Genomic DNA, 23,673 nt, shown 5'->3' with positions numbered 1-23,673 from the left:
CCCTTTATTATTTCTTCAAGCTGTTTGAAAGAAAGTTTGCCATCAGCTTTTTTGTACCGACTTTCTCGAAAGAAACTTCTAAAAGCATATCACTGGCTGTCTTTGTTGCGGAAACGATAAGTCCAGGGCCAAAAATCTTGTGATTGATTTTGTCACCGACTTTGAATGTTGCACTGCTTGATTTAGCAGTTGTCGGTGTTATGGTGCGTTCTACATCATATGTAGGCTTAGGACGATTTTTCTTTGCGGCAGATATAGAGGTTCTTGTATGCTCAACACGCTCAGATTTTACGAATTCTGTAGGAATTTCAGAGATAAAGCGTGATGGGCGGTTTCTTGAGGTCTTGCCGAATACGGTTCTTGATTCAGCGTTTACAAGGTAGATTTCTTTTTTCGCACGAGTAATGCCAACATAAGCCAAACGGCGTTCCTCCTGTAAATCCTCCTCAGAAAGTGTTGCATGATAGCCTGGGAATATTCCGTCTTCCATACCAGGAATAAATACATATGGAAACTCAAGTCCCTTTGCAGAATGAAGTGTCATCATAACTACACTATCAGACTCGGAATTATAGTTATCTATATCAGTAAGCAATGCAATTTCCTCAAGGAAGCCCTCAAGACTTGCGTCTTCACCGTTTTCTTCCTCATATTGCATAATGCTTGATTTAAGTTCTTCGATATTTTCGATAGCGGATTCTGCGTGGTCGCTTGTTTTTAAAAGGTATCTTCTATATCCTATGCTATTAAGCAGACAATCATACACATCAGCTATGGCTTTGCCCTCATCAAGCATTCTTGTAAGGTCATTTATAAGCTTGCAGAATTCAAGCAAGCTTGGTGAAACTCTCGAAAGTATCGAAAATTCATCACTTGTATTCATTATATGGAAGATACTTTCGCCGAGATTGCCAGCAATATTTTCAACACGAGCAATACTGCCTTCACCGATAGCTCTTTTAGGGACATTGACAATACGCTTTAAACGAACATTGTCATCATGGTTGCAGATGACAGCGAGATAGGCTATCATATCACGAATTTCCATACGCTCAAAGAAACGGTGTCCGCCGATAACTCTATAAGGAACAGCCATTCTTGTGAAAGCTCTTTCTATATTCTGAGATTGAGAGTTCATTCGATAGAGAATAGCAAAATCTGAGAATTTTGCACCCTTAGAAACCTTATCTGTAATAGTTCTTGCGATATATGATGCCTCGCCCTGTTCGTCAAAGGCAGTAAATATATGAATAGGTTCGCCGTGGTCATTTTCTGTCCAAAGGGTCTTGCCCTTACGCTGTTCATTATTTTCGATAACTCCATTTGCCGCAGAAAGAATCATCTTTGTAGAACGGTAGTTCTGTTCAAGTCTGATAACCTTTGCATTTGGGTAATTATCCTCAAAGTTGAGAATGTTTTCGATAGTAGCCCCTCTGAATTTATATATACTCTGGTCATCATCACCAACAACACAAAGATTGCCGTTTTCACCAGTAAGAAGTCTTATAAGCTCATATTGAAGCTTGTTTGTATCTTGATATTCGTCAACCATAATATACTTGAATTGTTCTTGATATTTTTCAAGAACTTCAGGATATTGCTTAAAGAGTTGGACAGTATTAAGGATAATATCATCAAAATCCATTGCATTAGCAGCTTTAAGGCGTTTCTGATACATTTCGTAGATAGCGGCAACGGAAACAAGCTTGCTATCTTCGCCAGCCTTGTTTTTAAAGTCGGCAGGAGCTTCGATGGAATCCTTTGCACGAGAAATATAAAATTGGACACTTCTGACAGGCAAGGTCTTGTCATCAATTTGCAATGCTTTCATACAGTCTTTAATAAGCTTTTTGGTATCTTCTGTATCATAAACTGTAAAATGTGGAGTATAGCCAAGAAGTTCTCCTTTACTGCGGAGTATTCTTGAGCAGCAGGAATGGAAGGTTGATGCCCAGATTTTAGAGCCATTTTCACCAACTTTGTTACAGATACGCTCTTTGAGTTCATTAGCGGCTTTATTTGTGAAGGTGATAGCGAGTATTCTCCAAGGATTTACTTTGCCAACGGAGAGTTTTTCAGCGAGTTCATCAGATAAGCTTGTTTCACCTCTTGCGGCGGAGATGATTTCTGAACATTCCTCATCAGAATAATTTCCATAGAGTTTATCGCTTTCATAAGCCTCACCGAAGCGTAGGATATTAGCGATACGATTTACGATAACGGTAGTTTTTCCACTTCCTGCACCAGCAAGAATTAACAGTTGACCATTAACACTAAGTACAGCTTTTTTTTGCATATCATTCATACGATTAAATTCGTTTTCAATAATTCTTTTTCTAAGTTCAATGATTTCATTATTATTCAAAGACATTTAATTCATTCCCTCTAATTTCATCATATTTTCTACCCTTATATAATACCTCATTTCAAAAATTTATTCAAGTGTGGGTGCCGACCCACGGCGAAGACGCGGAATCGCTCGGCCTTGCCTCGCTCGTAGTGGGTAGGGGAAGTTGGTTGCCGCGGATGAAGTAGCTACCGTAGCCGAACGAGCTACGCCGTTCGGCTCTGCCGTTTAGCTAACGCACTTTTTTAAGACAATTAAAAGTTTCGCTCGAGCCTTTTCAAAGGCTCGCAGTTTCCAAAGGCAGAGCCTTTGGTCGCTCTCCGCAGAGAGCGAAATACTTTAAATTGCAGAAACTACAGAATGGGCTACGCCGTTCGGCTCTGCCGTTTAGCCAACGCACTTTTTTAAGACAGTTAAAAGTTTCGCTCGAGCCTTTTCAAAGGCTCGCAGTTTCCAAAGGCAGGGCCTTTGGTCGCTCTCCGCAGAGAGCGAAATACTTTATGCTTCACAAAGCGCAGGAGGGTAGAAAAACATTCCAGTGGAATGTTTTTCGTAGGGAACTCTCGCAGGGGGTTCCCTGTGGGTATTTAATGATTAGCTAACAGGTATAATTGAATTAAATGCAGAAACTACAGAATGGGCTACGCCGTTTAGCTAACGTACTTTTTTAAGATAGTTAAAAGTTTCGCTCGAGCCTTTTCAAAGGCTCGCAGTTTCCAAAGGCAGGGCCTTTGGTCGCTCTCCGCAGAGAGCGAAATACTTTAAATTGCAGAAACTACAGAATGGGCTACGCCGTTCGGCTCTGCCGTTTAGCCAACGCACTTTTTTAAGACAGTTAAAAGTTTCGCTCGAGCCTTTTCAAAGGCTCGCAGTTTCCAAAGGCAGGGCCTTTGGTCGCTCTCCGCAGAGAGCGAAATACTTTATGCTTCACAAAGCGCAGGAGGGTAGAAAAACATTCCAGTGGAATGTTTTTCGTAGGGAACTCTCGCAGGGGGTTCCCTGTGGGTATTTAATGATTAGCTAACAGGTATAATTGAATTAAATGCAGAAACTACAGAATGGGCTACGCCGTTTAGCTAACGTACTTTTTTAAGATAGTTAAAAGTTTCGCTCGAGCCTTTTCAAAGGCTCGCAGTTTCCAAAGGCAGGGCCTTTGGTCGCTCTCCGCAGAGAGCGAAACACTTTTGGGCGAAGCCAAACATTTGTTTTTTCTTTAGGCGAACGCAGTTCGCCATAAATTATTTAGCTAATGAATTTTTAAATATATAAACAATGTTGTTGTGCCGATAGTGCTATGTAAAGGGATTTATACTTGATAAAAATAGGTTTATGTGTTATGATTGTATTAGAATGGTATGATGTTGCTTGGAGGTGACTTGAATGGATTGGGAGATAAAATCTGACAGACCAGTATATTTACAGCTTATGGAAAAAATTCAGTTTGATGTTGTTTCTGGTATATATAAGCCTGGGGGAAATATCCCGTCTGTTCGTGAACTTGCCGCTCAGGTTGGAGTAAATCCGAATACTATGCAGAAAGCCCTTGTTGAGCTTGAGAAAAAAGGCTTGCTCTATGCTAAGGGAACAAGTGGCAGATTTGTCACAGATAATATTAAGCTTATTCAGGAGATTCGAGAGGATATTGCAAGAAGTAATGCAAGGCTTTATCTTGAAAATGTAAATAATCTTGGATATTCATTTAATGAAGCTGTTGAACTTCTTAAAAAGGCTATGGAGGATGAATAATGCCGATTCTTGAAATTAAAAACCTGATAAAAAAATATCATACAAAAAATGTAATAGATAACATAAGCCTGAATGTCGATTCAGGAAAGATAGTTGGTCTCTTAGGGCCTAACGGAAGTGGAAAAACTACACTTATAAAGCTTCTTGCGGGTTTGCTTACAGCAACAAGCGGAGATATACTTATTGATAATAAAGAAATTGGCATAGAAACGAAAGCGATTGTTTCGTTTTTACCAGATAGGCCATATTTTGCGAACTGGATGAAGGTTCACGATATTTTAGCTTTTTTTGCTGATTTTTATAGAGATTTTAGTATGAAAAAGGCTATGGAAATGCTTAAGCTTCTTAATATAGGGGTTAATGATAGAATTAAAACTATGTCCAAAGGCACTAAGGAAAAGCTGAATCTTGTTCTTGTTATGAGCCGAGCTGCAAGGCTCTATCTTCTTGATGAGCCTATTGCTGGAGTTGACCCAGCCGCAAGAGATTACATACTTAGAACAATCATATCCAATTATAGCGAAGATAGTAGTGTAATCATTACAACTCACCATATAGCTGATGTTGAAAAAATTCTCGATGATGTTATTTTCTTGAATGAAGGTAAAATAGAACTAAATTCTGCAGTTGAAGATTTAAGAGAGGAGCGTGGAAAATCTGTTGATGAAATTTTCAGAGAAACATATATATGCTTAGGGGGAATAATATAGATGTTAGGAAGGCTTTTTAAGTATGAGCTAAAAGCTACTTCAAAGGTTTTAGTTCCGATATATATTGCTTTTATAGCAATTACAATCATTTCAAGAGTATCTATAGACCTTCAGGTTGATGAAGGCTCTCTTTGGAGTTTTATCAATGGTATGGGGCTTTTTGTCTTTATAATCTCTGCTATAACAATGTTTGTCGCTACTGCCATTGTAATAATATGGAGATTTTATCGAAATACCTCAAGCGATGAGGGATATTTGCTTTTTACGCTTCCCGTTAAAGTGGATTATATAATTATAAGTGAGTTTCTTTGTGCCTTTATATGGGGCTTTCTTATGTCCGTTTTTACAGTTTTAGGCATTTTTTTGATGATATTTAACCGCAATATTGATGACAATATTATCAATTTTTCATATTTTGGCAATATTTTATCATCATTAACAGCAGACGGAATAAAAGCAATTTTTTATCTTTTCTTAGATATATTAATATCAACCTTTCAGGAGATTATGTCTATATATTGTGCAATTTCTCTTGCCTCATTATTTAATAAGCACAGACTTATTTTTTCGGCTACATTCTATATAGGTTTGCTTATAGTTGTTAATGCTTTTTCTATTTTAATTATGAATATTGTAGAAAAGATTTTTCCATCAGGAGTATATAATGCTTATAGCGAGGATATATCTTTTTCAGATATAGTTACAAGTTGGAATACTGATGTAGCTCCAATTATAAATTCTGTTGTATCAATAGTAGATTGGGTTTTTCTTCTTGTTGTTATCAGTATTGAGTATATTATTATAAGAAAAATTTTAAGTAAGAATTTAAATATCTGCTGATAGTTTTTAATAAAATATTTTGTATAAATCATTGAAATTTTGGTGCTTTTATGATATGATAAAATTAGATTTATATATGAAAGATGCATCTATTTTAAGGAGGAAATTTTATGGAAAATAATAATAAGCTACAATTTTGTCCAAAATGTGGTTCACCATTAATCGCAGGCAAAAACTTTTGCAGTCAATGTGGAACTAATATTACGCTTGCACAACAACAGCAACCAGCTCAGCAAGCTAATCCATATGCACAACAACAGCAACCAACTCAGCAAGCTAATCCATATGCACAACAACAGCAACCAGCTCAGCAAGCTAACCCATACGCAAGACCACAGCAACCAACTCAGCAAGCTAACCCATACGCAAGACCACAACAACCAACTCAGCAAGCTAACCCATACGCACAGCCACAGCAACCAGTTCAGCAAGCTAACCCATACGCAAGACCACAACAACCAACTCAGCAAGCTAACCCATACGCAAGACCACAGCAACCAACTCAGCAAGCTAACCCATACGCAAGACCACAACAACCAACTCAGCAAGCTAACCCATACGCACAGCCACAGCAACCAACTCAGCAAGCTAACCCATACGCAAGACCACAGCAACCAGCTCAGCAAGCTAACCCATACGCAAGACCACAGCAACCAGCTCAGCAAGCTAACCCATACGCAAGACCACAGCAATCAGCTCAGCAAGCTAACCCATACGCACAGCCACAGCAACCAGTTCAGCAAGCTAACCCATACGCAAGACCACAGCAACCAGTTCAGCAAGCTAACCCATACGCACAGCCACAGCAACCAGTTCAGCAAGCTAACCTATACGCACAGCCACAACAACCAACTCAGCAGACTAACCCATATATTAATAATCAATCAACACAAGGCGTAGTTAATTCTGTTGAGAAAAATTCTGCTGATAACGATTTTTCACAACCTATCAATCCTTATGCACCCAGTATGACAGCAAGTGAAAATCTTGTTGCACCTAAAAAACGCTCTAAAAAGCCGTTTATTATTGCGGGTGTATCTGTTGTTGGTGTTGCAGCCGTCGCAGTTGCGGGCGTAATGGTACTTAATATGTTGAAGCCATCGGGCGGTCCTATCACAAAGATAGCCGACAGTGCAAAACAGCTTGCAAAGGCTAACAGTGCAACAATTTCTGCGAGTGTAGAGGCAAACGGAGAAAAAACAAAGTGCGATATAAGCTATGAGCTTGATGCAAGCAAGAAAGAAATCGTTCTTGTTATGAATGGTTCAAACTCAGGTGATACATTTAAGGGTGTTGTCTACTGCAAAGATGGTGTACGCAAATCAGCAATTACAGCAAACGGCAATACAACATATACAGAGATTGATGAAGAAACACTTAATAATTTCTTTGACAGCATTAATAAAACAAATGCAGAGCAAGAGCTTGATTGGAACTCCTTGCTTGAAGATGCTGATCTTAAAGATTACATAGATACAACAAAAATAGACGCAGTTTCCAACTCGCTCAAGAATACATTTGAGAATGGTAATGGAAAAGAGGCTCTTGGTATAAAGGAAAGTGCTGTTGATAATGGTACAAAATACAGCTTTGATATAAACACATACAAAACTATTTCAATTATTGTTGATGAGATAGAGCCACTTTTCAAGGATAAGAGCAAGTATAATGAGCTTAAAAATGAACTTCCAGAGGCAGAAAGCTATTTGAATAGTATAAATCTAAAATTTGATATTACAGTTGATAACGCAGGTTATTTAAGTGGTTTTGCTTTTAATAGTTTTGGTGCTAAGATTGATTTCTCAATCTCAAAGATTGGCAATACAAAGGTAGAGCTTAGCGAATCTGAAATAAATGATATTAAAAATGCTAAAGCAACTCCATCAACAGGCTATATTCCAGATAAATATTATGATGGAGATAATGCTGTTGATGATATTAATCAGGTTTATGACTTTACATAATTGATTTAAGATAAGTAAAATAAAAATGACGCAGTTTTAAAACTGCGTCATTTTTTGTATAATTTATTCTTCGGAATCTTCTGTACTTGCAGTGAGCTGACCATCAACAACTCGATTATCTGCGTCTTGAGTTATAAGCGTATCAATATTTTCTGCATTACCACCGACAACTGAATATGCTGCCATAGTAAAGAGAACATCTGTTATATCCATATCATTTATGAAGTTGACAAGATTACACTTGAAATATCTCATATCTACAACATAGATTTCTTCAAACGAATTTGTATAGAATGGAATTTCGGCATTTCCGTAGCTATCCTTAACAACAAGGAGCTTTCTGCCATTGTTTACACCAGTTTTAATCTTTACAGAGCTGTCATCTCCGCCCATAAAGCGAATATATGAGTTTGCAACATCTACATCATATAAAAGCGAGCCTTCATATTGATAATCAAAGCTTTGGTCATAATAGTATGTAGAGTATTCTGTTTTTGGTTCGTAATAAGTAAAGCTTTCAGGGTCATTTTTTATACGCTCATCGCCGTAGAATGCGTAAAGTGTTCCAACATAGCCCTCATCAGTAACCTTGTTATATTTGCTTATATCATCAAAAGAAACTCCAGCTGCCTCAGCAAAGGTTTTAGCAGCATAGTATGCTCCAAGTGGCTGCCAGTGGTGGTCTGTACGGCAATAAATGTTTTCTTCAGTGTGTTGTTTTAATACTGAACAAATATCTACGCTTGTGATTTCTGAATTAAGCCTTTTAGCTATGCTCGAAAAACAATCCGCCTGACTTACATAGTTATCAGAAAGGTTTGATGGTGTATAAAATTCGCAGGCAAGAGGAGCGGGCATAGAATAAATCTTAACGCTGCTATCAAGCTTATCTCTTAGGTTATTAAGGCTTTCAACATAGCTATCACCAGAGCCACCACCGAATTGCTCCATAGCTCTCCAGTGGTTATCTTGCTTGACAATAAGAAGTCCGTCATCAGTAATTTCGCCTTCGGCTTTTTCTTTTGTATAATCTCTTGCCTTTGAAACCTCAGCTTCTGAAGATTCCTCTTTTGAAGATTCTGAGGCTTTACTATTTGTTTCAATTTTAGCTGATGATGTTTGAGAAGCGGTGGAGCTTGATGGTTCTGCTTTTTTATCAGAATTAGAACAACCTGCCACCATAGCCGCTAACATTGCACAAAGCAACAGAGATACTATTTTTTTCATTTTAAAATAACCCCCATAATATTTTTAGTTTATTCTACTACTATAAATTCATAATTTCAATAATAAAAATCTTGATTAATTAAAAATATTTTTAAAAATAATATAATTTGTAGAAAAACATAATTTATATTATAATTTTTTTAAGAACTATTCATATAATGTTCATATATTATAGTTATACTATAGCTTGTACTCAAAATGATGGAGCCGCAACCATCAGGAGTATATGTTCTACCCTCCTCAATGTACCCCTCATAATTTTATTGAGAAAAGTCTGATAGTATAGCTATCAGGCTTTTCCTTTTTTGTTGATAGATTTTTCTAAGACAATTAAAAGTTTCTTGCGGTGTGTGAGGACAACTTGTTGACGCGGTCGAAGTAATTACCAATGAACTATCAAATAAAACCTCCCTAAGACAATTAAAGGTTTCGCTCAAGCCTTTTTAAAGGCTTGCAGAGTCGAGGGACGGAGTCCTTCGTGGGTTTTAAGGGCAACGCCCTTAACCTGTCTTGCCTCCTTAGAGGCGAATGAAATTCGTCTTTTAAACAATTATGTTGTTTTGTTACAAATTTCACAAAAGTATTTGAATGATTATTAAAATTATGATATAATAATTGAAATATACTTTTGCAAAACATAAAATGATTTTGCAATTTTAATCTAACAATAAACTAAATATAATATGTAGTAATGATTTCTAAACCAAATTTATAGAATAAAGGAGAACAAAATATGAAAACAGAAGATTTCAGCAAAGTAACACCACAGATTTTTGCACTAAGTCAATATTGTATGAGATGTGACCAGATTGACCCGAATCTTTATACAAAAAACGATGTTAAGCGTGGCTTGCGTGACATTAACGGAAAAGGCGTTGTTGCTGGTCTTACCGAAATATCTGAGGTTTGTTCATCTTGCGTGATAGATGGTCAGACTGTTCCTTGTGATGGTAAGCTTTATTATAGAGGCGTAGATGTTGAGGATATAGTCAGAGGCTATATTCACGATGATAGATTCGGCTTTGAGGAAGTTGTCTATCTTTTGCTCTTTGGTTATTTGCCAAATAAAGATGAGCTTAGCGACTTTAATAAGCTTCTTGGTTCATATAGAAGCTTGCCAACCTCTTTTGTGCGTGATGTTATTCTTAAAGCTCCAAGCCCAGATATGATGAATGCTCTCGCAAGAAGTGTTTTAATGCTTTATTCTTATGATGAAAATGCTGATGATATATCTATTCCTAATGTTTTAAGACAGTGCTTACAGCTCATTGCACTTTTTCCACAGCTTTCGGTATATGGCTATCAGGCATCAAGCTATTATCATGATGGTCAGAGCCTTATTATTCATGCTCCGGACCCAAATCTTTCAACAGCAGAAAATATTCTTCATATGCTAAGACCAGACTCAAAGTATACTCATCTTGAGGCTAAGCTTCTTGATATGTCACTTGTTCTCCACGCAGAGCATGGTGGTGGTAATAACTCATCATTCACAACTCATGTTGTAACCTCATCAGGCACAGATACCTATTCAGCTATTTCGGCGGCATTGGGCTCACTGAAAGGCCCTAAGCATGGTGGTGCTAATATTAAGGTTGTCCGTATGTTTGAGGATATGAAGCGAAATATCAAGGATTATAGCGATGAAAAGGCTATCTGTGATTATCTCAGAGCTTTACTTCATAAGCAAGCTTTCGATAGAGCAGGTCTTATATATGGTATGGGACATGCTGTATATTCACTTTCAGACCCTCGTGCAAGAGTTTTCAAGAAATTTGTTGAAAAGCTTGCTTTAGAAAAGGGAAGAATGGACGAATTTCAGCTTTATTCTTCTGTTGAAAGGCTTGCACCGCTTATTATTTCTGAGGAAAGAAAAATCTATAAGGGTGTTTCTGCCAATGTTGACTTTTATAGTGGCTTTGTTTATAGTATGCTCGACCTTCCACCACAACTTTTCACACCTATTTTTGCAATAGCAAGAATAGCTGGCTGGAGTGCTCATAGAATCGAGGAGCTTGTCAACCAAAGCAAAATTATTCGTCCTGCATATAAAGCTATCCACGAAAGAATAGAATATAAAGAGCTTAATGAAAGATAATTATTATTTTATTTATAAAATATACACTAAAACAATTATACTATGATGCTACTTTTATGTATATAATATCGCAATATTTTCAGCTTTTAGATTGACAGTAAGATTTAGAGAGTGTATAATTATAGCTATAATATTTATTTTTTAGGAGGAAAAATATATGCAATTCTGTAACCAATGTGGTGCTCAGATGAATGATGGTGCGAAGTTCTGCCCTAAGTGCGGTGCAACTATTGGTCAGCCACAAGCTCCACAATATTCTCAGCCCAATAATGACCAAAGCTTTAATGCTCCTGGCTTCAATCCTGCTCCCAATAATTATCAGCAACAAACACAGGTTCCACCCCAGCAGCAGGTTTATGGACAAGTTCCACCACAACAACAGCAGCCACCAGTATATGGTCAAAACACACAGATTCCACCATATCAGGCACCTAAAACAGGTAACTTCTTTAAGGATATTTTAAATACACCTGATTATACAGCTCAGTATGACCCGGCTGATATAGCAAATAGCAAGGGCATTACTATTGCCAGCTATTTCTGGATTCTTTTCTGGCTTCCACTTGCAGTTAATAGCAACTCAAGATATGGCCGTTTCCACGCAAATCAGGCTCTTCTTATGTTGATTGCTTCTGCGGCTTGTGGCATTGTTAGTGGTATTCTTCAAGCAATCATTAATGCTATATTCCGTACAGAGATTACTTATTTTGGTATTGGCACAGGCGTTTATGCTACAAATGGTTTTGGCTTGTTCCTTTCTGGTTTGTTTGGTTTTATTCTTGCAATTCCGTCACTTGCTTTCCTTATTCTTGGTATTATCAATGCTGCTAATGGTAAGGCAAAGGAGCTTCCTATTATTGGTAAGTTCAGAATTATTAAATAAATTCTCTCTCTTTATTTTAATAAAGAAAAGACTGTCAACCTTGTGTCGGCAGTCTTTTTTGCTTGCATTTTGTGCTAAGATATACGATTTTTAGTTCTTTATCAGAATTTAAAAGTACATATATGTGTTATAATAACAAAAGTTGGCAGATTTTATAGAATAGGAGCATCTGTTTATGGGATATGTTTATGCAGCTTTGTGGTTTATAGTAGGAATGATACTCGTCTTTAAGATGGGAAAGGAAAATAAAGCGTTTTTTGCAGTTGGGGGCTTTTTCTTTTTTTGGGGAGTATGGCAAACGCTAAATGAAGTTCTTGCGATAGATATGTATTCTGGCATTTATGGCTGGATACATAAGGGTGTAGCACTTTTAGCATTGATACTCTGCATTTTAGTTGTTTATGGTGAAAGAAAGAAGTCTGCTAATTCTGTAAGAAATTCTCAAAGCTCTAAAACAAATGATTCAGAAAAATCTGATAAAGAATAGCCTTAGATGTTGTCAATAAAGCTAAAAACAGCATAGTATGTATTGCGGGGTGTGGAATTCCCCTACCGCTTTTTAATAGATAGAGAGTCATATTGCCGAAAGCCACTCGGCAATATGGCTCTTATTTATGTTAGCTTTATCAAGATAAAACAATACTCGACATATAAAAACATAGGTCTTGAATTTATCAATCTACAAATATATAATAAGGTCACATAGTATATTAAATGGAGGATATGCAAAATTGAATGCTACAAAATCATCTAAGAAACAAGTAGATATGCTTAGTGGAAGTCTTTTAAAGAACATCATCTTATTTGCACTTCCTCTAGCGGCGAGCAGTATCTTACAGCAGTTATTCAATTCGGTAGATGTTGCTGTTGTTGGACATTTTGCCAATAGTCAGGCTCAGGCAGCCGTTGGCTGTAATGGCCCTGTTATAAATATGGTTATAAATCTCTTTATCGGCATATCTATCGGAGCAAATGTAATAATATCTATATATGTTGGTCAGAAAAAGACAGAAAATATCAAAAAAGCCGTTCATACGGCAATGCTTGTTGCGATTATAAGCGGTATATTTCTTACGATTCTTGGTTTATTTATATCACGGCCACTATTAACTCTTATGAATACACCAGCAGAAGTTTTAGATTATGCGGTAATATATTTGCAGATATATTTTCTCGGTATGCCCTTTATTATGGTTTATAACTTTGGTTCAGCAATTTTAAGGTGTATCGGAGATACTAAAAGGCCTTTATACTGTTTACTTGTTTCAGGTATTGTGAATAGTGCTTTAAATTTATTTCTTGTTATTGTTTTTCATCTCGATGTTGCAGGTGTTGCTATTGCAACGGTAGTATCAAATATCATAAGTGCTTGTATGGTTTGGCACTTTCTCACTAAGGAGGCTGAGCCTTTCAATCTTTCGTGGAAAAAACTCAGTATATCAAAGAATGAGCTTTGGAAAATGCTTAAAATCGGCATACCAGCTGGTATACAATCTATGGTTTTCTCTATATCAAATGTAGTTATTCAGTCTGCATTAAATAGCTTTGGTGCAGATGTTGTAGCAGGCTCTTCTGTTACACTCAATTACGAAAGCATAACATATTTTGTTATTACTGCATTTAGCCAGACGGCAGTTACATTTACAAGCCAAAATTATGGTGCAGGAGAATATGACAGATGCAAAAAGGTATTCCGAATAAGTATGATAGCAAGTATGATAACAACAGGTTGTATGAGCTTATCAATTACGGCAGGACACAGCTTTTTCATATCAATTTTTACACCTGATGCAGAAGTAATCAAATATGCAGAAATTCGTATGTTTATAGTTTTGATGATAAACCTGATTGCAAGTACATATGAGGTTGGCGGTGCGGCACTTCGTGGAATAGGCTATTCTACGACACCAGCGGTTATAACCGTTCTCGGAACTTGTGCATTGCGTCTGATATGGGTTTATACAGTTTGTCAGCAATTCAAGAGCTATGAAACGCTTTTGATAATATACCCAATTTCTTGGGTTATAACAGGTGTCGCAATGCTAACAACATACTTCATAATTCGCAAAAAGACATTTTCAAAGGCAAAGAGCTTAGCATAGCTTTATATGAAAATAGCATTTATATTCCTATTTACATATTCACTTGAAAAAAAGGAAGAATAGTATTATAATAGGGACAAACTCTTCATAAATTGAAAGGATTGATAAAAATGGCACAGATTAATAGACAAACAGTTATCGGAGATATTCTTGATTTAGATGGAACAACAGCACCATTCTTCCTTGAGATGGGTATGCACTGCCTTGGCTGCCCAGCATCAAGAGGCGAAACAATTGAGCAGGCTTGCGAGGTTCACGGCGTAGACGCTGACGAGCTCGTAGCAAAGCTTAACGCACATCTTGCTGATAAGTAATGAATAGCGAGAAAAGAGATTTTTCGATTGATGAGCGACTTTCGCTTTGTGCTTCATTCGTTCGCTCAGGAACACGACTTGCTGACATCGGCACAGACCACGGCTATCTTCCTATTCGTCTTTCTTTAGACGGAAAAATAGAGAGTGCTGTGGCGGCTGATATTAGGGTTAAACCTTTGAAAAGTGCTGAAAGCAATATTCAAAAATATGGTGTAACGAATATAAAAACCGTTCTCTCTGACGGTTTACAAAATATTTCGCCAGAGGACGCATATGATATTGTCATTGCCGGAATGGGCGGTGAGCTTATCGCAGCTATAATCGAAAATACGCCGTGGATTTGCGAGGGTAACAGAAGGCTTATTCTTCAGCCTATGACTCGTGCAGATTCGCTGCGTTCTTTTCTTTATGCAAAGGGCTTTAATATAATTGCCGAGAAAGCCTGCATAAGCTCGAAAAAGGTCTATTCTGTTATTGTCAGCGAATATGACGGAATTATTCGTGAATGTTCACCAGCCTTTAAATACTTAGGCTTATTGATTGATGAAGTCGATTCGGAACGGGATATTTACATAGCATCAGTTGTTAGAAAACTCGAAAAGAAGATTAACGGATTAAGAGCCTCCGGAAATATTGCCGAAGCAGAGATTTATGAAGCGGATTTGAAAGCTATAAACGAGGTGCTTAATGAACATAGTTGAAATTCAAAAGCGGATATATCAAAATAAAGTTGATAAAGGCTTTAATGTTACCGACATAAATAAGGAATTTTGTCTTTTATATGGCGAGATTGCAGAGGCATATGAAGCATACAGAAAAAAAGATGAGGGTCTAGGCTCTGAGCTTGCTGATATAGCAATATATTTACTGGGTATATCCGAGATTTTAGGAATTGATTTAGAAAGTGAAATTAAAAGAAAAATCGAAATAAATGAAAAAAGGCAATATAAAAATGTAAATGGAGTTAATACAAGAATCGAGGATTAAGCTATGACTAAAATTGTCGATATTTATAACTACATAGATAGTTTTGCACCGTTTGATACAGCTATGGATTTCGATAATGTCGGAATCCTTGTTGGTGATAAAAACGCAGAGCCAACTCGTGCTATTGTCACACTTGATGTAACCGATGAGGTTGTTGCCGAGGCGAAAGAAAAATCTGCACAGCTTATTATCAGCCACCACCCTGTTATATTCAATCCGCTTAAAAGGCTTTCTGCGGATAGCGTTGTTTATAAGCTTGCACAGAGCGGAATATCTGTAATTTCCGCTCATACAAACCTTGATTTAAGCAGTGATGGCACTAATACTGCAATGTTCAACGCTCTTGAACTTCAAGATATGGAACAGCTTGAAATTGACGGTGGGCTTATCGGAAGCTTGAAAGTTCCTATGTCTGCAAATGAATTTGCAAATTTTATCAAGGTGAAATTTAATTGCGACGGCTTGCGTTTTTCTGATTGTGGAGAGAAAATCTGTCGAGTGGCACTTGTTGCAGGTGCTGGCGGAGAAGGAATTTTCCTTGCAAAAGCTAAAAATGCTCAAGCGTTTGTTACAGGCGAAATCAAGCATCACGAAGTTTTATTTGCAAGACAGAATAATATTGCGATATTCGATGTTGGACACAGTAAATGTGAAGAATTGATTGTGCCTGTTTTGTGCGAGAAATTAAGTAAGGAATTTCCTGAAATAGAATTTTATCAATCGGAAAAATATACAGATGGTATAAAATATATTATATAATGTTAGTTCGATGAAAATTAAAAGTTTTGCTCAAGCTTTTTCAAAAGCTTGCAGTTTCCAAAGGCAGAGCCTTTGGTCGCTCTCCGCAGAGAGCGAAACACTTTATACTTCTTAAAGCGCAGGAGGGTAGAAAAACATTCCAGTGGAATGTTTTTCGTAGGGAACCCTCGCAGGGGGTTCCCTGAAAAATAAATGTTGTTTAAAACTTTGAATTTATATTATATAATCTTCATTTTTGTGCGTTGAACCTCTCAACGCACCGATTTTTTAAGCATATTTTTACTTGTATTTATTATTAGGAGGTCTATTATGGCACTTGACGGTGTTTTCTTACGCCACATTAAAAATGAATTACAAAAGGCTCTTGCCGATAGTCGTGTAGATAAAGTCTATCAGCCTTCAAATGATGAAATTGTTCTGACTATGCGTTCTCGTGATAGTGGCTCGAAAAAACTTCTTCTTTCCGCAAGAGCTAATAGTCCCCGCATAAATATAACCTCTCAGATACCCGAAAATCCACAAACTCCACCTATGCTATGTATGCTTTTGCGAAAAAGGCTTGCAGGAGCAAGACTTCGTGAAATTCGTCAGCCTGAGCTTGAAAGAATACTTTTTCTTGATTTTGAGGGCAAAAATGAACTCGGCGATACAGTTATGATGACACTTGCTGTCGAAATTATGGCACAGTATAGCAATGTTATTTTCATAGATGGTGAGGGTATGATTATTGACGCACTAAAGCGTGTTGACCCTACTATGTCATCAAAAAGACTTGTACTGCCCAATGTTCGTTACGAACTTCCACCAAAGCAGAATAAGCTCAATATGCTTGAGGTGTCAGCCGAGGAGATACTTTCAGCAATAAAAGCCTATCCGAAAAATGCAGACCTGTCTAAGGCTATTCTTGCAACGGTTCAAGGCGTTTCGCCTATTATATGTCGAGAAGTTGCACATCTCACAGGCAGAGGAAATGATGTATTTTCAAAGGAACTAACCGCCGAAGATGAAAAGCGTTTGCTATATTTCTTAAATAGAACTATCGAAACAGCTAAGAATATAAGCGGTTCGCCTATACTCATAAAGGATAACACAGGCAAACCAACAGATATTTCGTTCCTTGATATAACACAATACGGAAATAGTGTTTCTATCGAACACCCCGAAAGCTTTTGTAGCCTGCTTGATGAATTTTATTCAAGGCGAGATTCTATCGAGAGAATGAGAGCGAGGTCACAGGATTTATCAAAGCTTTTGACTAACCTTTGTGAAAGAATTTCCCGAAAAATTATCGCACAGCAAGCAGAGCTTATGGCTTGCGTAGATAGAGAGCATTTGAGAATTTGTGGAGATATACTTGAAGCAAATCTTTATAGAATAAAAAAGGGCGATGAATTTTGCGAGGCGGAGAATTTCTATGATGAAAACCTTGCTAAAATTAAGATTAAATTAAATCCAGCCCTTTCTCCAACACAAAATGCTCAGAAATATTATAAGGATTATCGTAAGGCTAAAACAGCCGAACAGATGCTCAAGGTTCAGCTTGAAAAGGCACACGAGGAATTGCAATATCTTGAGGCTGTGCTTGATTCTCTTGGCAGAGCGGAAACAGAAAGAGAACTCAATGAAATCCGCACAGAGCTTGCAGAGCAAGGCTATATCCGTACAAATCGTAAAAAGCAGAAAAAAGAAGCCACACTTCCACCGCTTGAATATAAATCCAAGAGCGGATTTACTATTCTTGTCGGCAGAAATAACCGCCAAAATGATAAATTAACTCTAAAGCAAGCTGATAAAAACGACCTTTGGTTTCATACTAAAGAAATTCCTGGTTCACATACGATTATAGTCACTAATGGACAAACTCCTGATGATGATGCCATTCTTTATGCAGCAAGTCTTGCGGCATATCATAGTAAGGCAAGAAATGCAGGAAAAGTTCCTGTTGATTATACAAAAATCCGCTATGTTTCTAAGCCACAGGGTTCAAAGCCCGGTATGGTAATCTATGTAAACCAAAAAACTTTATATGTAGAGCCTATGGAAAACTAAAAGTTGAAGTCAGGAGGTCAAATAAATGAAAAAGCAGATTAGATATATTATTATCGCAGGAATAATTTTAGCTATTCTTATCGGAGCGTTAGTTTTCTTGCTTACAATGCCAAATAAAGAAGATGAAAGCACAAGTACAAGCTCCAGTACGGCAACAACACTCATTGAGCAGGCAACAGGTAATATAGAGAAAATTGTAGTACAAAACAGCGGTGGAACATATACACTTATGGGTTATGGTGCTCAGGTTGAGAGTACAGTCGAGAGCAGTGGTGAAACAAGTACTGTTACAACAACAGAAATGGTCTTTACAATGCAGGAGCATAGCTCTTATCTTATAGATAAGGATAAATCAGATGCCCTTGCCTATGATTGTACGAATCTTGTTGCCTCTAAGGTGGTTAATGCTAATAATAATCCGGATTCCGACTATGGTCTTGATAAGCCTCGTGCTACTGTAACAGTCAGCTTTTCTGATGGTTCAGAAAAAACCATAAAGGTTGGAAATGATGTTCCAGACGGCAAAAGTGCTTATATAAGAATGGGGGATAGCAATAAAATTTATGTTGTTGCTCTCGATTCAGTAAATAGTATGCTTGTTGAAAAGCTTCAGATGTTCGATAAAACCATACTTAACAGCCTTAGTGATGACGAAACACTTAGTCTGCTATCTGTAACGGGTTCGGGCAGAAAGAAAGCACTCAAGCTTGAAAAGAAAGCTTTCTCTAATATTTCAAGTTATTATCTTTCATCACCAAATCAGGCGGCTTGTGATGCAGATAAAATAGAAAGCTTGTGTAATTCAAGCTTATTCCCACTTGTTGCAGATTCTGTTGCTGCAATAGATGTCAAAGAGAGTGACCTGAGCAAATATAACTTAGATAAGCCATATTATATTTTAGATGCTAAGACAAGCACACGCTCATATAAAATTCTTGTTTCTAAGCCTGATAAAGACGAAAATTGTTATATTATGCTCAATGGAGCTGACATTATCTATAAGATTGAGAGTAATGTTATTGATTTTATGGGCGGAGATGGAAGTGATATAGTGTCAAAAACTATTTTCTATCCTAATAATCTTAAACTCAAATCTGTTGATGTTTCTTATGGCAAGATTAAAGATACCTATACTATTGAAAACACGGTTACAAAGAATGAAGATGGTGTAGATATTACTACAACAAAGGTTTATTATAATGGTGAAGAAACTAACATTACTTTATTCAATAAGTTTATGAGAAATCTTTCTGTTTTGGAAAGAGCAGAAAAAATTCCAGCATATGACGAAAAATCAAATCCAGTTTTAAGCGTATCAGTTACATATACCGATGATACAATAGATACTCTTGAAATTTATAAGGGAGATAAAAAAGCAATAGTTGTATTAAATGGTAAGGCTGTTGGCACAACTGAGCTTGAAACGGCTGAAAAGCTTAATAATTGTGCGAAGCTTCTTGCAACAGGCACAGACTTTGATTCTCTTGTTGAGGACAAAAATGAAACATCTGATAGTAGCCAAGCGACTGCATAAAGGAGATTAAAAAATGGAAGAGCAGAGTAGATTGAAACAGTTATACACAAAGTATAAAGAAATGATTCTCTATTTGGTTTTTGGTGTACTTACAACAGCTTTGAACTATATAGTTTATTTCATTTTTGCAGTTCCACTTGGTGTTCACTATGAGATTTCAAACTGCATTGCGTGGGTAGCAGGTGTAATATTTGCATTTTTAACAAACAGAAGTATAGTATTTAATTCTCAGGCAAAGGGCTTCAAGAAGAAATTTATTGAAGCAATAGAATTTGTTGCCGCAAGATTATTCTCGCTTGTAGCAGAAATGGTTATTCTATGGTTCTTTATAGACATAGTTCCGCTTTATCCTGATGAAAAATGGAATAGTCTTATCGCAAAATTCATAGGTGCAGTAGTTGTCGTTATACTTAACTATATTGCAAGTAAGTTTGTTATTTTCAAAAAGGATAAAGATGAACCGAAAAAGTAAAACTCTTGTTTCTGAAAGTTTATATTAGGAGTTGTATCTTGCTGTGAATGATATAAGATATATTTGTCCCATTTGCGGAGAGCATCTTGCAAGAATTGAAAAAAGTTTTGTTTGTGAAAATAATCATAGCTTTGATATTGCAAGACAAGGCTATGTCAATTTACTTCCAGTAGGTCAGAAACATTCCTTAAGACCTGGTGACGATAAAGAAATGCTTAATGCTCGTAGAAATTTTCTGAATAGTGAATTTTATGAGCCAATCGCAAATAGCGTTACAAGTAAAATACAAACACTTACAGCTAAGCAAAAAGCACCAGTAATAATAGATGTCGGTTGTGGTGAGGGCTATTATACACGCAAAATAGCGGATAATATAGTAGGCTCGCATTGTGTCGGTGCAGATATTTCAAAAGATGCCACAAGAATGGCGTGTTCTCGTGGCAAGGATATTGAATATTGTGTTGCAACAGCCTCACATTTACCTTTTGAATCTAAAAGCGTAGATGTTATAACAGCGATGTTTTCGCTTGTCTGTGAAGATGAGTTTGCAAGGATTTTGCGTAATGGTGGCTATATTGTCGAGGTTACAGCAGGTACAGAGCATCTCATAGAGCTAAAACAGGTTATTTATGATGAGGTTTTTCCGCAAGATAAGCACCCAGCACCTTGTGGAGAAAAATTCAAAGAAATTTCTTGCGAAAATTTTAGTTATAAGATTGATGTTAGCGGTGATTTGCTGAAATCCCTTTTAGAAATGACACCACATATTCGCAGAATAAACCCTGAACACAGAAGGCGTTTAGATTCTCTCGAAAGCCTAAGCTTGACAATCTCTTATTGGCTGACAGTAAGACAGGCTAAAAGCTAAGCAACTTACTTGTGGCAAAATTGCATTTACAACAGGTTATGGAAGATTTTTACACAGTTTAAGTAATTACCAATAAACTGCTGAATGGGCAACCAAAGTTCGCACTATGATTAGCTATCGAAAAGCTACAAATAAAAATGCTATCACAATATCAAGGTTGTGATAGCATTTTTAGATTTATCAAGAAATTTACTTATGATTTTTATGCTTTAATGAGCAACCACAATCTTCGTCAAGCTCAGTTGACTTAGGTGGGAAAAATTCGTCTGTCGGGAAATCTATTCTGCTGAAAAGCTCGCAAGGATTATCGCAAGAGGTTACACATTCCTTATCAGGAATGCAGAAATCATACGCAGGAATCATCATCTGCACATTTCTCTCAATCTGAACGATTGTGAATATACCGATTGTAACAAGAACCTCTTTTTCAGATTTATCCCCTTGAAATTCTCCGCCATATTTCTTGCAGATACACTCAGGTATTCTGCAAGGTGGTGGACAGCATTTCTTTTTCTCACAAAGCTTTGCCGAAAGTGCTATCGGCTCGGCAACCTGTACAGTTGCTTTTGGAAGATTACGAACAAACATATTTTGGTGGTCAAATTCATCAAGCTTAAAATCAGAGCTGAATACCTTTACATTTCCCTCACTGCCATAGAGAATGACTTTCTTGCTAAAGACAGATAAACCAGAAACTGTTACAGGTACAGCCGCAGGCTGCATAAATACATCAAGGCATACATCAAAGAAGAAGGTCATATCCACAGAGTAAAAGCCCTTATGGAATGGTACAGGTTCTAAATCAAGCAGAACCGTTATAACCTCAACATCACGCAGTCTTACATTAGTTGCCTTATCAATTATATTTTGTGTTGGAGGAGTAAAATAAACCTCTAAATCTTCAAGACAATCCTTATCTCCGCATGAATCATAAACTCTTTGAGCGTCTATGCAAACGGTTTCGTTAAAACCGCCATTTTGAGAGCAGTTATTAACTTCTCTTGTATCAAATTCATTTTCTGCCATATAATTACAAAGCTCCCTTCATAGAATGGATTACAGTAACATTCTATGTGGGAGCAGTAGTTTTGTGCAATTATTTTATAGAAAAGGTCTTACGTTATGAGCAAGGTGTTCTTCAAGCTCAATAAGGTGTTTTGTGATTTGTTTTGAGGTTTCGTCCGCCGCTTTATATTGATTAAGGTATCGGCTGAGAGATTTCACACCCATATTGCAACCGTCAGTGATAAGGTCGGCAACAGTGCCGTCAGATTCATTGACGGCAAGCTTCATATTTGTTTTAAGCCATGACATACTTTTCGCCATAGCGTTGGGGTCTTTGCCGTCATCGTGGTATTTATCAAGTAAAAGCTGAATTTGATTTTCAAGCTTTTCGTGGTCATTCTTGCAACGGTCGAGATGTTTTTTAAGGTCGGTATTGCTTACATAGTTGAGTACATCTTCTATACTTGCTACGCCCATTTTTATTCCAGCATCACACTCTCTTAAAAGCTTAATGGTATCAGATTCTATCATAAAATTCTGCCTCCGTTTTTATTTTATAGAATTAGTATGGGTGAAATTTTTATCATTATTATAAAGTTAAAAATTTTTAATAAATTTATAACTTATCTATATATTGGTTAAAACATTTAAACTCTATGGCTAAATCTGACTACATTCGGCATATTCTGACAAGTTGACTTTTAGTTATTATCGTTATATAATATAAGTTACACCTTAGGATTATTATAAGGAGGAATAGCTATGACAAAGCTCTATCTTGCCATACCTTGCTATAATGAAGAAGAAGTTTTGCTTGATTCCGCAGAAAAGCTTTTTAATAAATATAGACAGCTTATGAAAGCGGGCAGAATTTCAAAGGATAGCCGTATTGTATTTATAGACGATGGTTCATCAGATAAGACATGGAGTATTATTCAAGGACTCCATGAGAAAATACCTATGTTCAGTGGTATTAAGCTTAGTTGCAACAGAGGTCATCAAAACGCCCTTCTTTGTGGTCTTATAACCTTAAAGGACTACGCAGATGCAGTTATTTCTATTGATGCTGACCTTCAGGACGATATTGATGCAATCGACAAAATGCTTGATAAATATGAACAGGGTTCGGATATTGTTTATGGTGTTCGTTCAAGCAGAGAAACAGACACAAAGTTCAAACGCTTTACAGCAGAGGCATATTATAAAATTCTGAATAAGCTTGGTGCAAAGACTATCTTTAATCATGCCGATTTCAGACTTATGAGCAAACGAGCTTTGAATATCTTTGCTGAGTATAAAGAGGTTAATATCTTCCTTCGTGGCATGGTGCCAATGATTGGCTTAAAAAGCGATATTGTTGAGTATGAACGCAAAGAGCGTCTTGCAGGCGAAAGCAAATATCCATTAAAGAAAATGCTTGCTCTTGCTTGGGAAGGTATAACATCTCTTAGTGTTAAGCCTATAAGAATTATTACTTTTATAGGACTTATATCCGTACTTATCAGTATAATTATGCTCCTTGTATTCCTTATTCAGTGGATATGCGGAGTAACAGTTGCCGGCTGGACAAGCATTATCTTCTCAATATGGCTTCTTGGTGGATTGCAGATTTTTGCAATCGGTATTGTTGGCGAATACATAGGTAAGATTTATCTTGAAACAAAGCATCGCCCAAGGTTTATTGTTGAAAAATTCCTTCACGATGAAGAAAAGCCAAATAACTAAAATTTAATATTCAAAAGATTAAACGACTTGAAATCTCAAATTC

General features: G+C 36.9%; 21 protein-coding genes. 17 read left to right on the top strand and 4 right to left on the bottom strand.

Features of this window, described 5'->3' with window-relative positions; genetic code table 11:
* Positions 1 to 7 precede the first annotated feature (7 nt).
* Entirely contained in the window at positions 8 to 2,371 is a 2,364-nt protein-coding gene (locus C9914_RS04485; RefSeq protein ID WP_106763665.1) for an ATP-dependent helicase, read from the bottom strand.
* A 1,356-nt stretch (positions 2,372 to 3,727) separates the two neighbouring features.
* Here C9914_RS04485 and C9914_RS04480 point away from each other — a divergent pair.
* From C9914_RS04480 to C9914_RS04465, 4 genes are all read left to right on the top strand, one after another.
* Entirely contained in the window at positions 3,728 to 4,093 is a 366-nt protein-coding gene (locus C9914_RS04480) for a GntR family transcriptional regulator (protein ID WP_106763663.1), read from the top strand.
* Complete coding sequence (locus C9914_RS04475) at positions 4,093 to 4,803, top strand: ABC transporter ATP-binding protein (RefSeq protein ID WP_106763662.1); 711 nt, start codon at positions 4,093 to 4,095, stop codon at positions 4,801 to 4,803. The genes C9914_RS04480 and C9914_RS04475 overlap by 1 nt, the downstream gene beginning before the upstream one ends.
* Positions 4,804 to 5,643, top strand: a complete 840-nt coding sequence (locus tag C9914_RS04470; protein ID WP_106763660.1) for a hypothetical protein — start codon at positions 4,804 to 4,806, stop codon at positions 5,641 to 5,643.
* Between the two features lie 110 nt (positions 5,644 to 5,753).
* Entirely contained in the window at positions 5,754 to 7,607 is a 1,854-nt protein-coding gene (locus tag C9914_RS04465; RefSeq protein ID WP_106763659.1) for a zinc ribbon domain-containing protein, read from the top strand.
* A 63-nt stretch (positions 7,608 to 7,670) separates the two neighbouring features.
* On the opposite strand, the gene C9914_RS04460 is transcribed toward C9914_RS04465, so the two are convergent.
* Positions 7,671 to 8,834: a DHHW family protein gene (locus C9914_RS04460; protein WP_106763657.1), complete on the bottom strand. Its 1,164-nt coding sequence runs from the start codon at positions 8,832 to 8,834 to the stop codon at positions 7,671 to 7,673.
* 733 nt (positions 8,835 to 9,567) lie between these two features.
* Here C9914_RS04460 and C9914_RS04455 point away from each other — a divergent pair.
* The 12 genes from C9914_RS04455 to C9914_RS04400 all read left to right on the top strand — a co-directional run bounded on the left by C9914_RS04455 (position 9,568) and on the right by C9914_RS04400 (position 20,900).
* The gene (locus C9914_RS04455) at positions 9,568 to 10,932 is read left to right on the top strand and encodes a citrate/2-methylcitrate synthase (RefSeq protein ID WP_106763656.1); all 1,365 of its coding nucleotides are present in this window, start codon (positions 9,568 to 9,570) and stop codon (positions 10,930 to 10,932) included.
* 157 nt (positions 10,933 to 11,089) lie between these two features.
* Positions 11,090 to 11,815, top strand: a complete 726-nt coding sequence (locus C9914_RS04450) for a zinc ribbon domain-containing protein (protein WP_106763654.1) — start codon at positions 11,090 to 11,092, stop codon at positions 11,813 to 11,815.
* Between the two features lie 175 nt (positions 11,816 to 11,990).
* Entirely contained in the window at positions 11,991 to 12,302 is a 312-nt protein-coding gene (locus C9914_RS04445) for a hypothetical protein (RefSeq protein ID WP_022265389.1), read from the top strand.
* Positions 12,303 to 12,546: 244 nt separating this feature from the next.
* Entirely contained in the window at positions 12,547 to 13,917 is a 1,371-nt protein-coding gene (locus C9914_RS04440) for an MATE family efflux transporter (protein ID WP_242972054.1), read from the top strand.
* A 110-nt stretch (positions 13,918 to 14,027) separates the two neighbouring features.
* Positions 14,028 to 14,231 (top strand): DUF1858 domain-containing protein, encoded by a 204-nt coding sequence (locus C9914_RS04435; RefSeq protein ID WP_022265387.1) that lies wholly within the window; start codon positions 14,028 to 14,030, stop codon positions 14,229 to 14,231.
* Positions 14,231 to 14,932 (top strand): class I SAM-dependent methyltransferase, encoded by a 702-nt coding sequence (locus tag C9914_RS04430; RefSeq protein WP_106763652.1) that lies wholly within the window; start codon positions 14,231 to 14,233, stop codon positions 14,930 to 14,932. Before C9914_RS04435 ends, C9914_RS04430 begins: the two co-directional genes overlap by 1 nt.
* On the top strand, positions 14,919 to 15,218 hold the full coding sequence (locus C9914_RS04425) for a nucleoside triphosphate pyrophosphohydrolase family protein (RefSeq protein WP_106763651.1): 300 nt from the start codon (positions 14,919 to 14,921) through the stop codon (positions 15,216 to 15,218). Before C9914_RS04430 ends, C9914_RS04425 begins: the two co-directional genes overlap by 14 nt.
* 3 nt (positions 15,219 to 15,221) lie before the next feature.
* Positions 15,222 to 15,977, top strand: coding sequence for a Nif3-like dinuclear metal center hexameric protein (locus C9914_RS04420; RefSeq protein ID WP_106763649.1), 756 nt, complete (start codon positions 15,222 to 15,224; stop codon positions 15,975 to 15,977).
* Between the two features lie 309 nt (positions 15,978 to 16,286).
* Positions 16,287 to 18,026 carry an Rqc2 family fibronectin-binding protein gene (locus tag C9914_RS04415; RefSeq protein WP_106763647.1) on the top strand — a complete coding sequence of 580 codons (1,740 nt, stop codon included), beginning with the start codon at positions 16,287 to 16,289 and terminating at the stop codon, positions 18,024 to 18,026.
* 25 nt (positions 18,027 to 18,051) lie between these two features.
* Positions 18,052 to 19,560, top strand: coding sequence for a DUF4340 domain-containing protein (locus C9914_RS04410; RefSeq protein WP_106763645.1), 1,509 nt, complete (start codon positions 18,052 to 18,054; stop codon positions 19,558 to 19,560).
* A 13-nt stretch (positions 19,561 to 19,573) separates the two neighbouring features.
* Positions 19,574 to 20,032 carry a GtrA family protein gene (locus tag C9914_RS04405; RefSeq protein ID WP_106763643.1) on the top strand — a complete coding sequence of 153 codons (459 nt, stop codon included), beginning with the start codon at positions 19,574 to 19,576 and terminating at the stop codon, positions 20,030 to 20,032.
* 43 nt (positions 20,033 to 20,075) lie between these two features.
* Positions 20,076 to 20,900 carry a putative RNA methyltransferase gene (locus C9914_RS04400; protein WP_106763641.1) on the top strand — a complete coding sequence of 275 codons (825 nt, stop codon included), beginning with the start codon at positions 20,076 to 20,078 and terminating at the stop codon, positions 20,898 to 20,900.
* A gap of 189 nt (positions 20,901 to 21,089) precedes the next feature.
* On the opposite strand, the gene C9914_RS04395 is transcribed toward C9914_RS04400, so the two are convergent.
* Together C9914_RS04395 and C9914_RS04390 are read right to left on the bottom strand one after the other, a co-directional pair.
* Positions 21,090 to 21,926: a hypothetical protein gene (locus C9914_RS04395; protein ID WP_022265379.1), complete on the bottom strand. Its 837-nt coding sequence runs from the start codon at positions 21,924 to 21,926 to the stop codon at positions 21,090 to 21,092.
* Between the two features lie 75 nt (positions 21,927 to 22,001).
* Positions 22,002 to 22,436 (bottom strand): hypothetical protein, encoded by a 435-nt coding sequence (locus C9914_RS04390; protein WP_106763639.1) that lies wholly within the window; start codon positions 22,434 to 22,436, stop codon positions 22,002 to 22,004.
* Positions 22,437 to 22,667: 231 nt separating this feature from the next.
* Between C9914_RS04390 and C9914_RS04385 the strand changes: the two genes are divergently transcribed.
* The gene (locus C9914_RS04385; RefSeq protein ID WP_106763637.1) at positions 22,668 to 23,630 is read left to right on the top strand and encodes a glycosyltransferase family 2 protein; all 963 of its coding nucleotides are present in this window, start codon (positions 22,668 to 22,670) and stop codon (positions 23,628 to 23,630) included.
* Positions 23,631 to 23,673 lie beyond the last annotated feature (43 nt).

The organism is Pseudoruminococcus massiliensis (genome assembly GCF_900291955.1).
Classification (GTDB): domain Bacteria; phylum Bacillota; class Clostridia; order Oscillospirales; family Acutalibacteraceae; genus Pseudoruminococcus; species Pseudoruminococcus massiliensis.
This window is presented reverse-complemented; position numbering and strand designations above follow the sequence as displayed.

What these genes read in the sequence shown, in the direction of transcription:
- C9914_RS04425 (WP_106763651.1), top strand. Translation starts at nt 14,919, where the DNA reads ATGAACATAGTTGAAATTCAAAAGCGGATATATCAAAATAAAGTTGAT.
- C9914_RS04480 (WP_106763663.1), top strand. Translation starts at nt 3,728, where the DNA reads ATGGATTGGGAGATAAAATCTGACAGACCAGTATATTTACAGCTTATG.
- C9914_RS04435 (WP_022265387.1), top strand. Translation starts at nt 14,028, where the DNA reads ATGGCACAGATTAATAGACAAACAGTTATCGGAGATATTCTTGATTTA.
- C9914_RS04430 (WP_106763652.1), top strand. Translation starts at nt 14,231, where the DNA reads ATGAATAGCGAGAAAAGAGATTTTTCGATTGATGAGCGACTTTCGCTT.
- C9914_RS04475 (WP_106763662.1), top strand. Translation starts at nt 4,093, where the DNA reads ATGCCGATTCTTGAAATTAAAAACCTGATAAAAAAATATCATACAAAA.
- C9914_RS04460 (WP_106763657.1), bottom strand. Translation starts at nt 8,834, where the DNA reads ATGAAAAAAATAGTATCTCTGTTGCTTTGTGCAATGTTAGCGGCTATG.
- C9914_RS04445 (WP_022265389.1), top strand. Translation starts at nt 11,991, where the DNA reads ATGGGATATGTTTATGCAGCTTTGTGGTTTATAGTAGGAATGATACTC.
- C9914_RS04450 (WP_106763654.1), top strand. Translation starts at nt 11,090, where the DNA reads ATGCAATTCTGTAACCAATGTGGTGCTCAGATGAATGATGGTGCGAAG.
- C9914_RS04465 (WP_106763659.1), top strand. Translation starts at nt 5,754, where the DNA reads ATGGAAAATAATAATAAGCTACAATTTTGTCCAAAATGTGGTTCACCA.
- C9914_RS04470 (WP_106763660.1), top strand. Translation starts at nt 4,804, where the DNA reads ATGTTAGGAAGGCTTTTTAAGTATGAGCTAAAAGCTACTTCAAAGGTT.
- C9914_RS04395 (WP_022265379.1), bottom strand. Translation starts at nt 21,926, where the DNA reads ATGGCAGAAAATGAATTTGATACAAGAGAAGTTAATAACTGCTCTCAA.
- C9914_RS04410 (WP_106763645.1), top strand. Translation starts at nt 18,052, where the DNA reads ATGAAAAAGCAGATTAGATATATTATTATCGCAGGAATAATTTTAGCT.
- C9914_RS04385 (WP_106763637.1), top strand. Translation starts at nt 22,668, where the DNA reads ATGACAAAGCTCTATCTTGCCATACCTTGCTATAATGAAGAAGAAGTT.
- C9914_RS04405 (WP_106763643.1), top strand. Translation starts at nt 19,574, where the DNA reads ATGGAAGAGCAGAGTAGATTGAAACAGTTATACACAAAGTATAAAGAA.
- C9914_RS04420 (WP_106763649.1), top strand. Translation starts at nt 15,222, where the DNA reads ATGACTAAAATTGTCGATATTTATAACTACATAGATAGTTTTGCACCG.
- C9914_RS04485 (WP_106763665.1), bottom strand. Translation starts at nt 2,371, where the DNA reads ATGTCTTTGAATAATAATGAAATCATTGAACTTAGAAAAAGAATTATT.
- C9914_RS04455 (WP_106763656.1), top strand. Translation starts at nt 9,568, where the DNA reads ATGAAAACAGAAGATTTCAGCAAAGTAACACCACAGATTTTTGCACTA.
- C9914_RS04390 (WP_106763639.1), bottom strand. Translation starts at nt 22,436, where the DNA reads ATGATAGAATCTGATACCATTAAGCTTTTAAGAGAGTGTGATGCTGGA.
- C9914_RS04415 (WP_106763647.1), top strand. Translation starts at nt 16,287, where the DNA reads ATGGCACTTGACGGTGTTTTCTTACGCCACATTAAAAATGAATTACAA.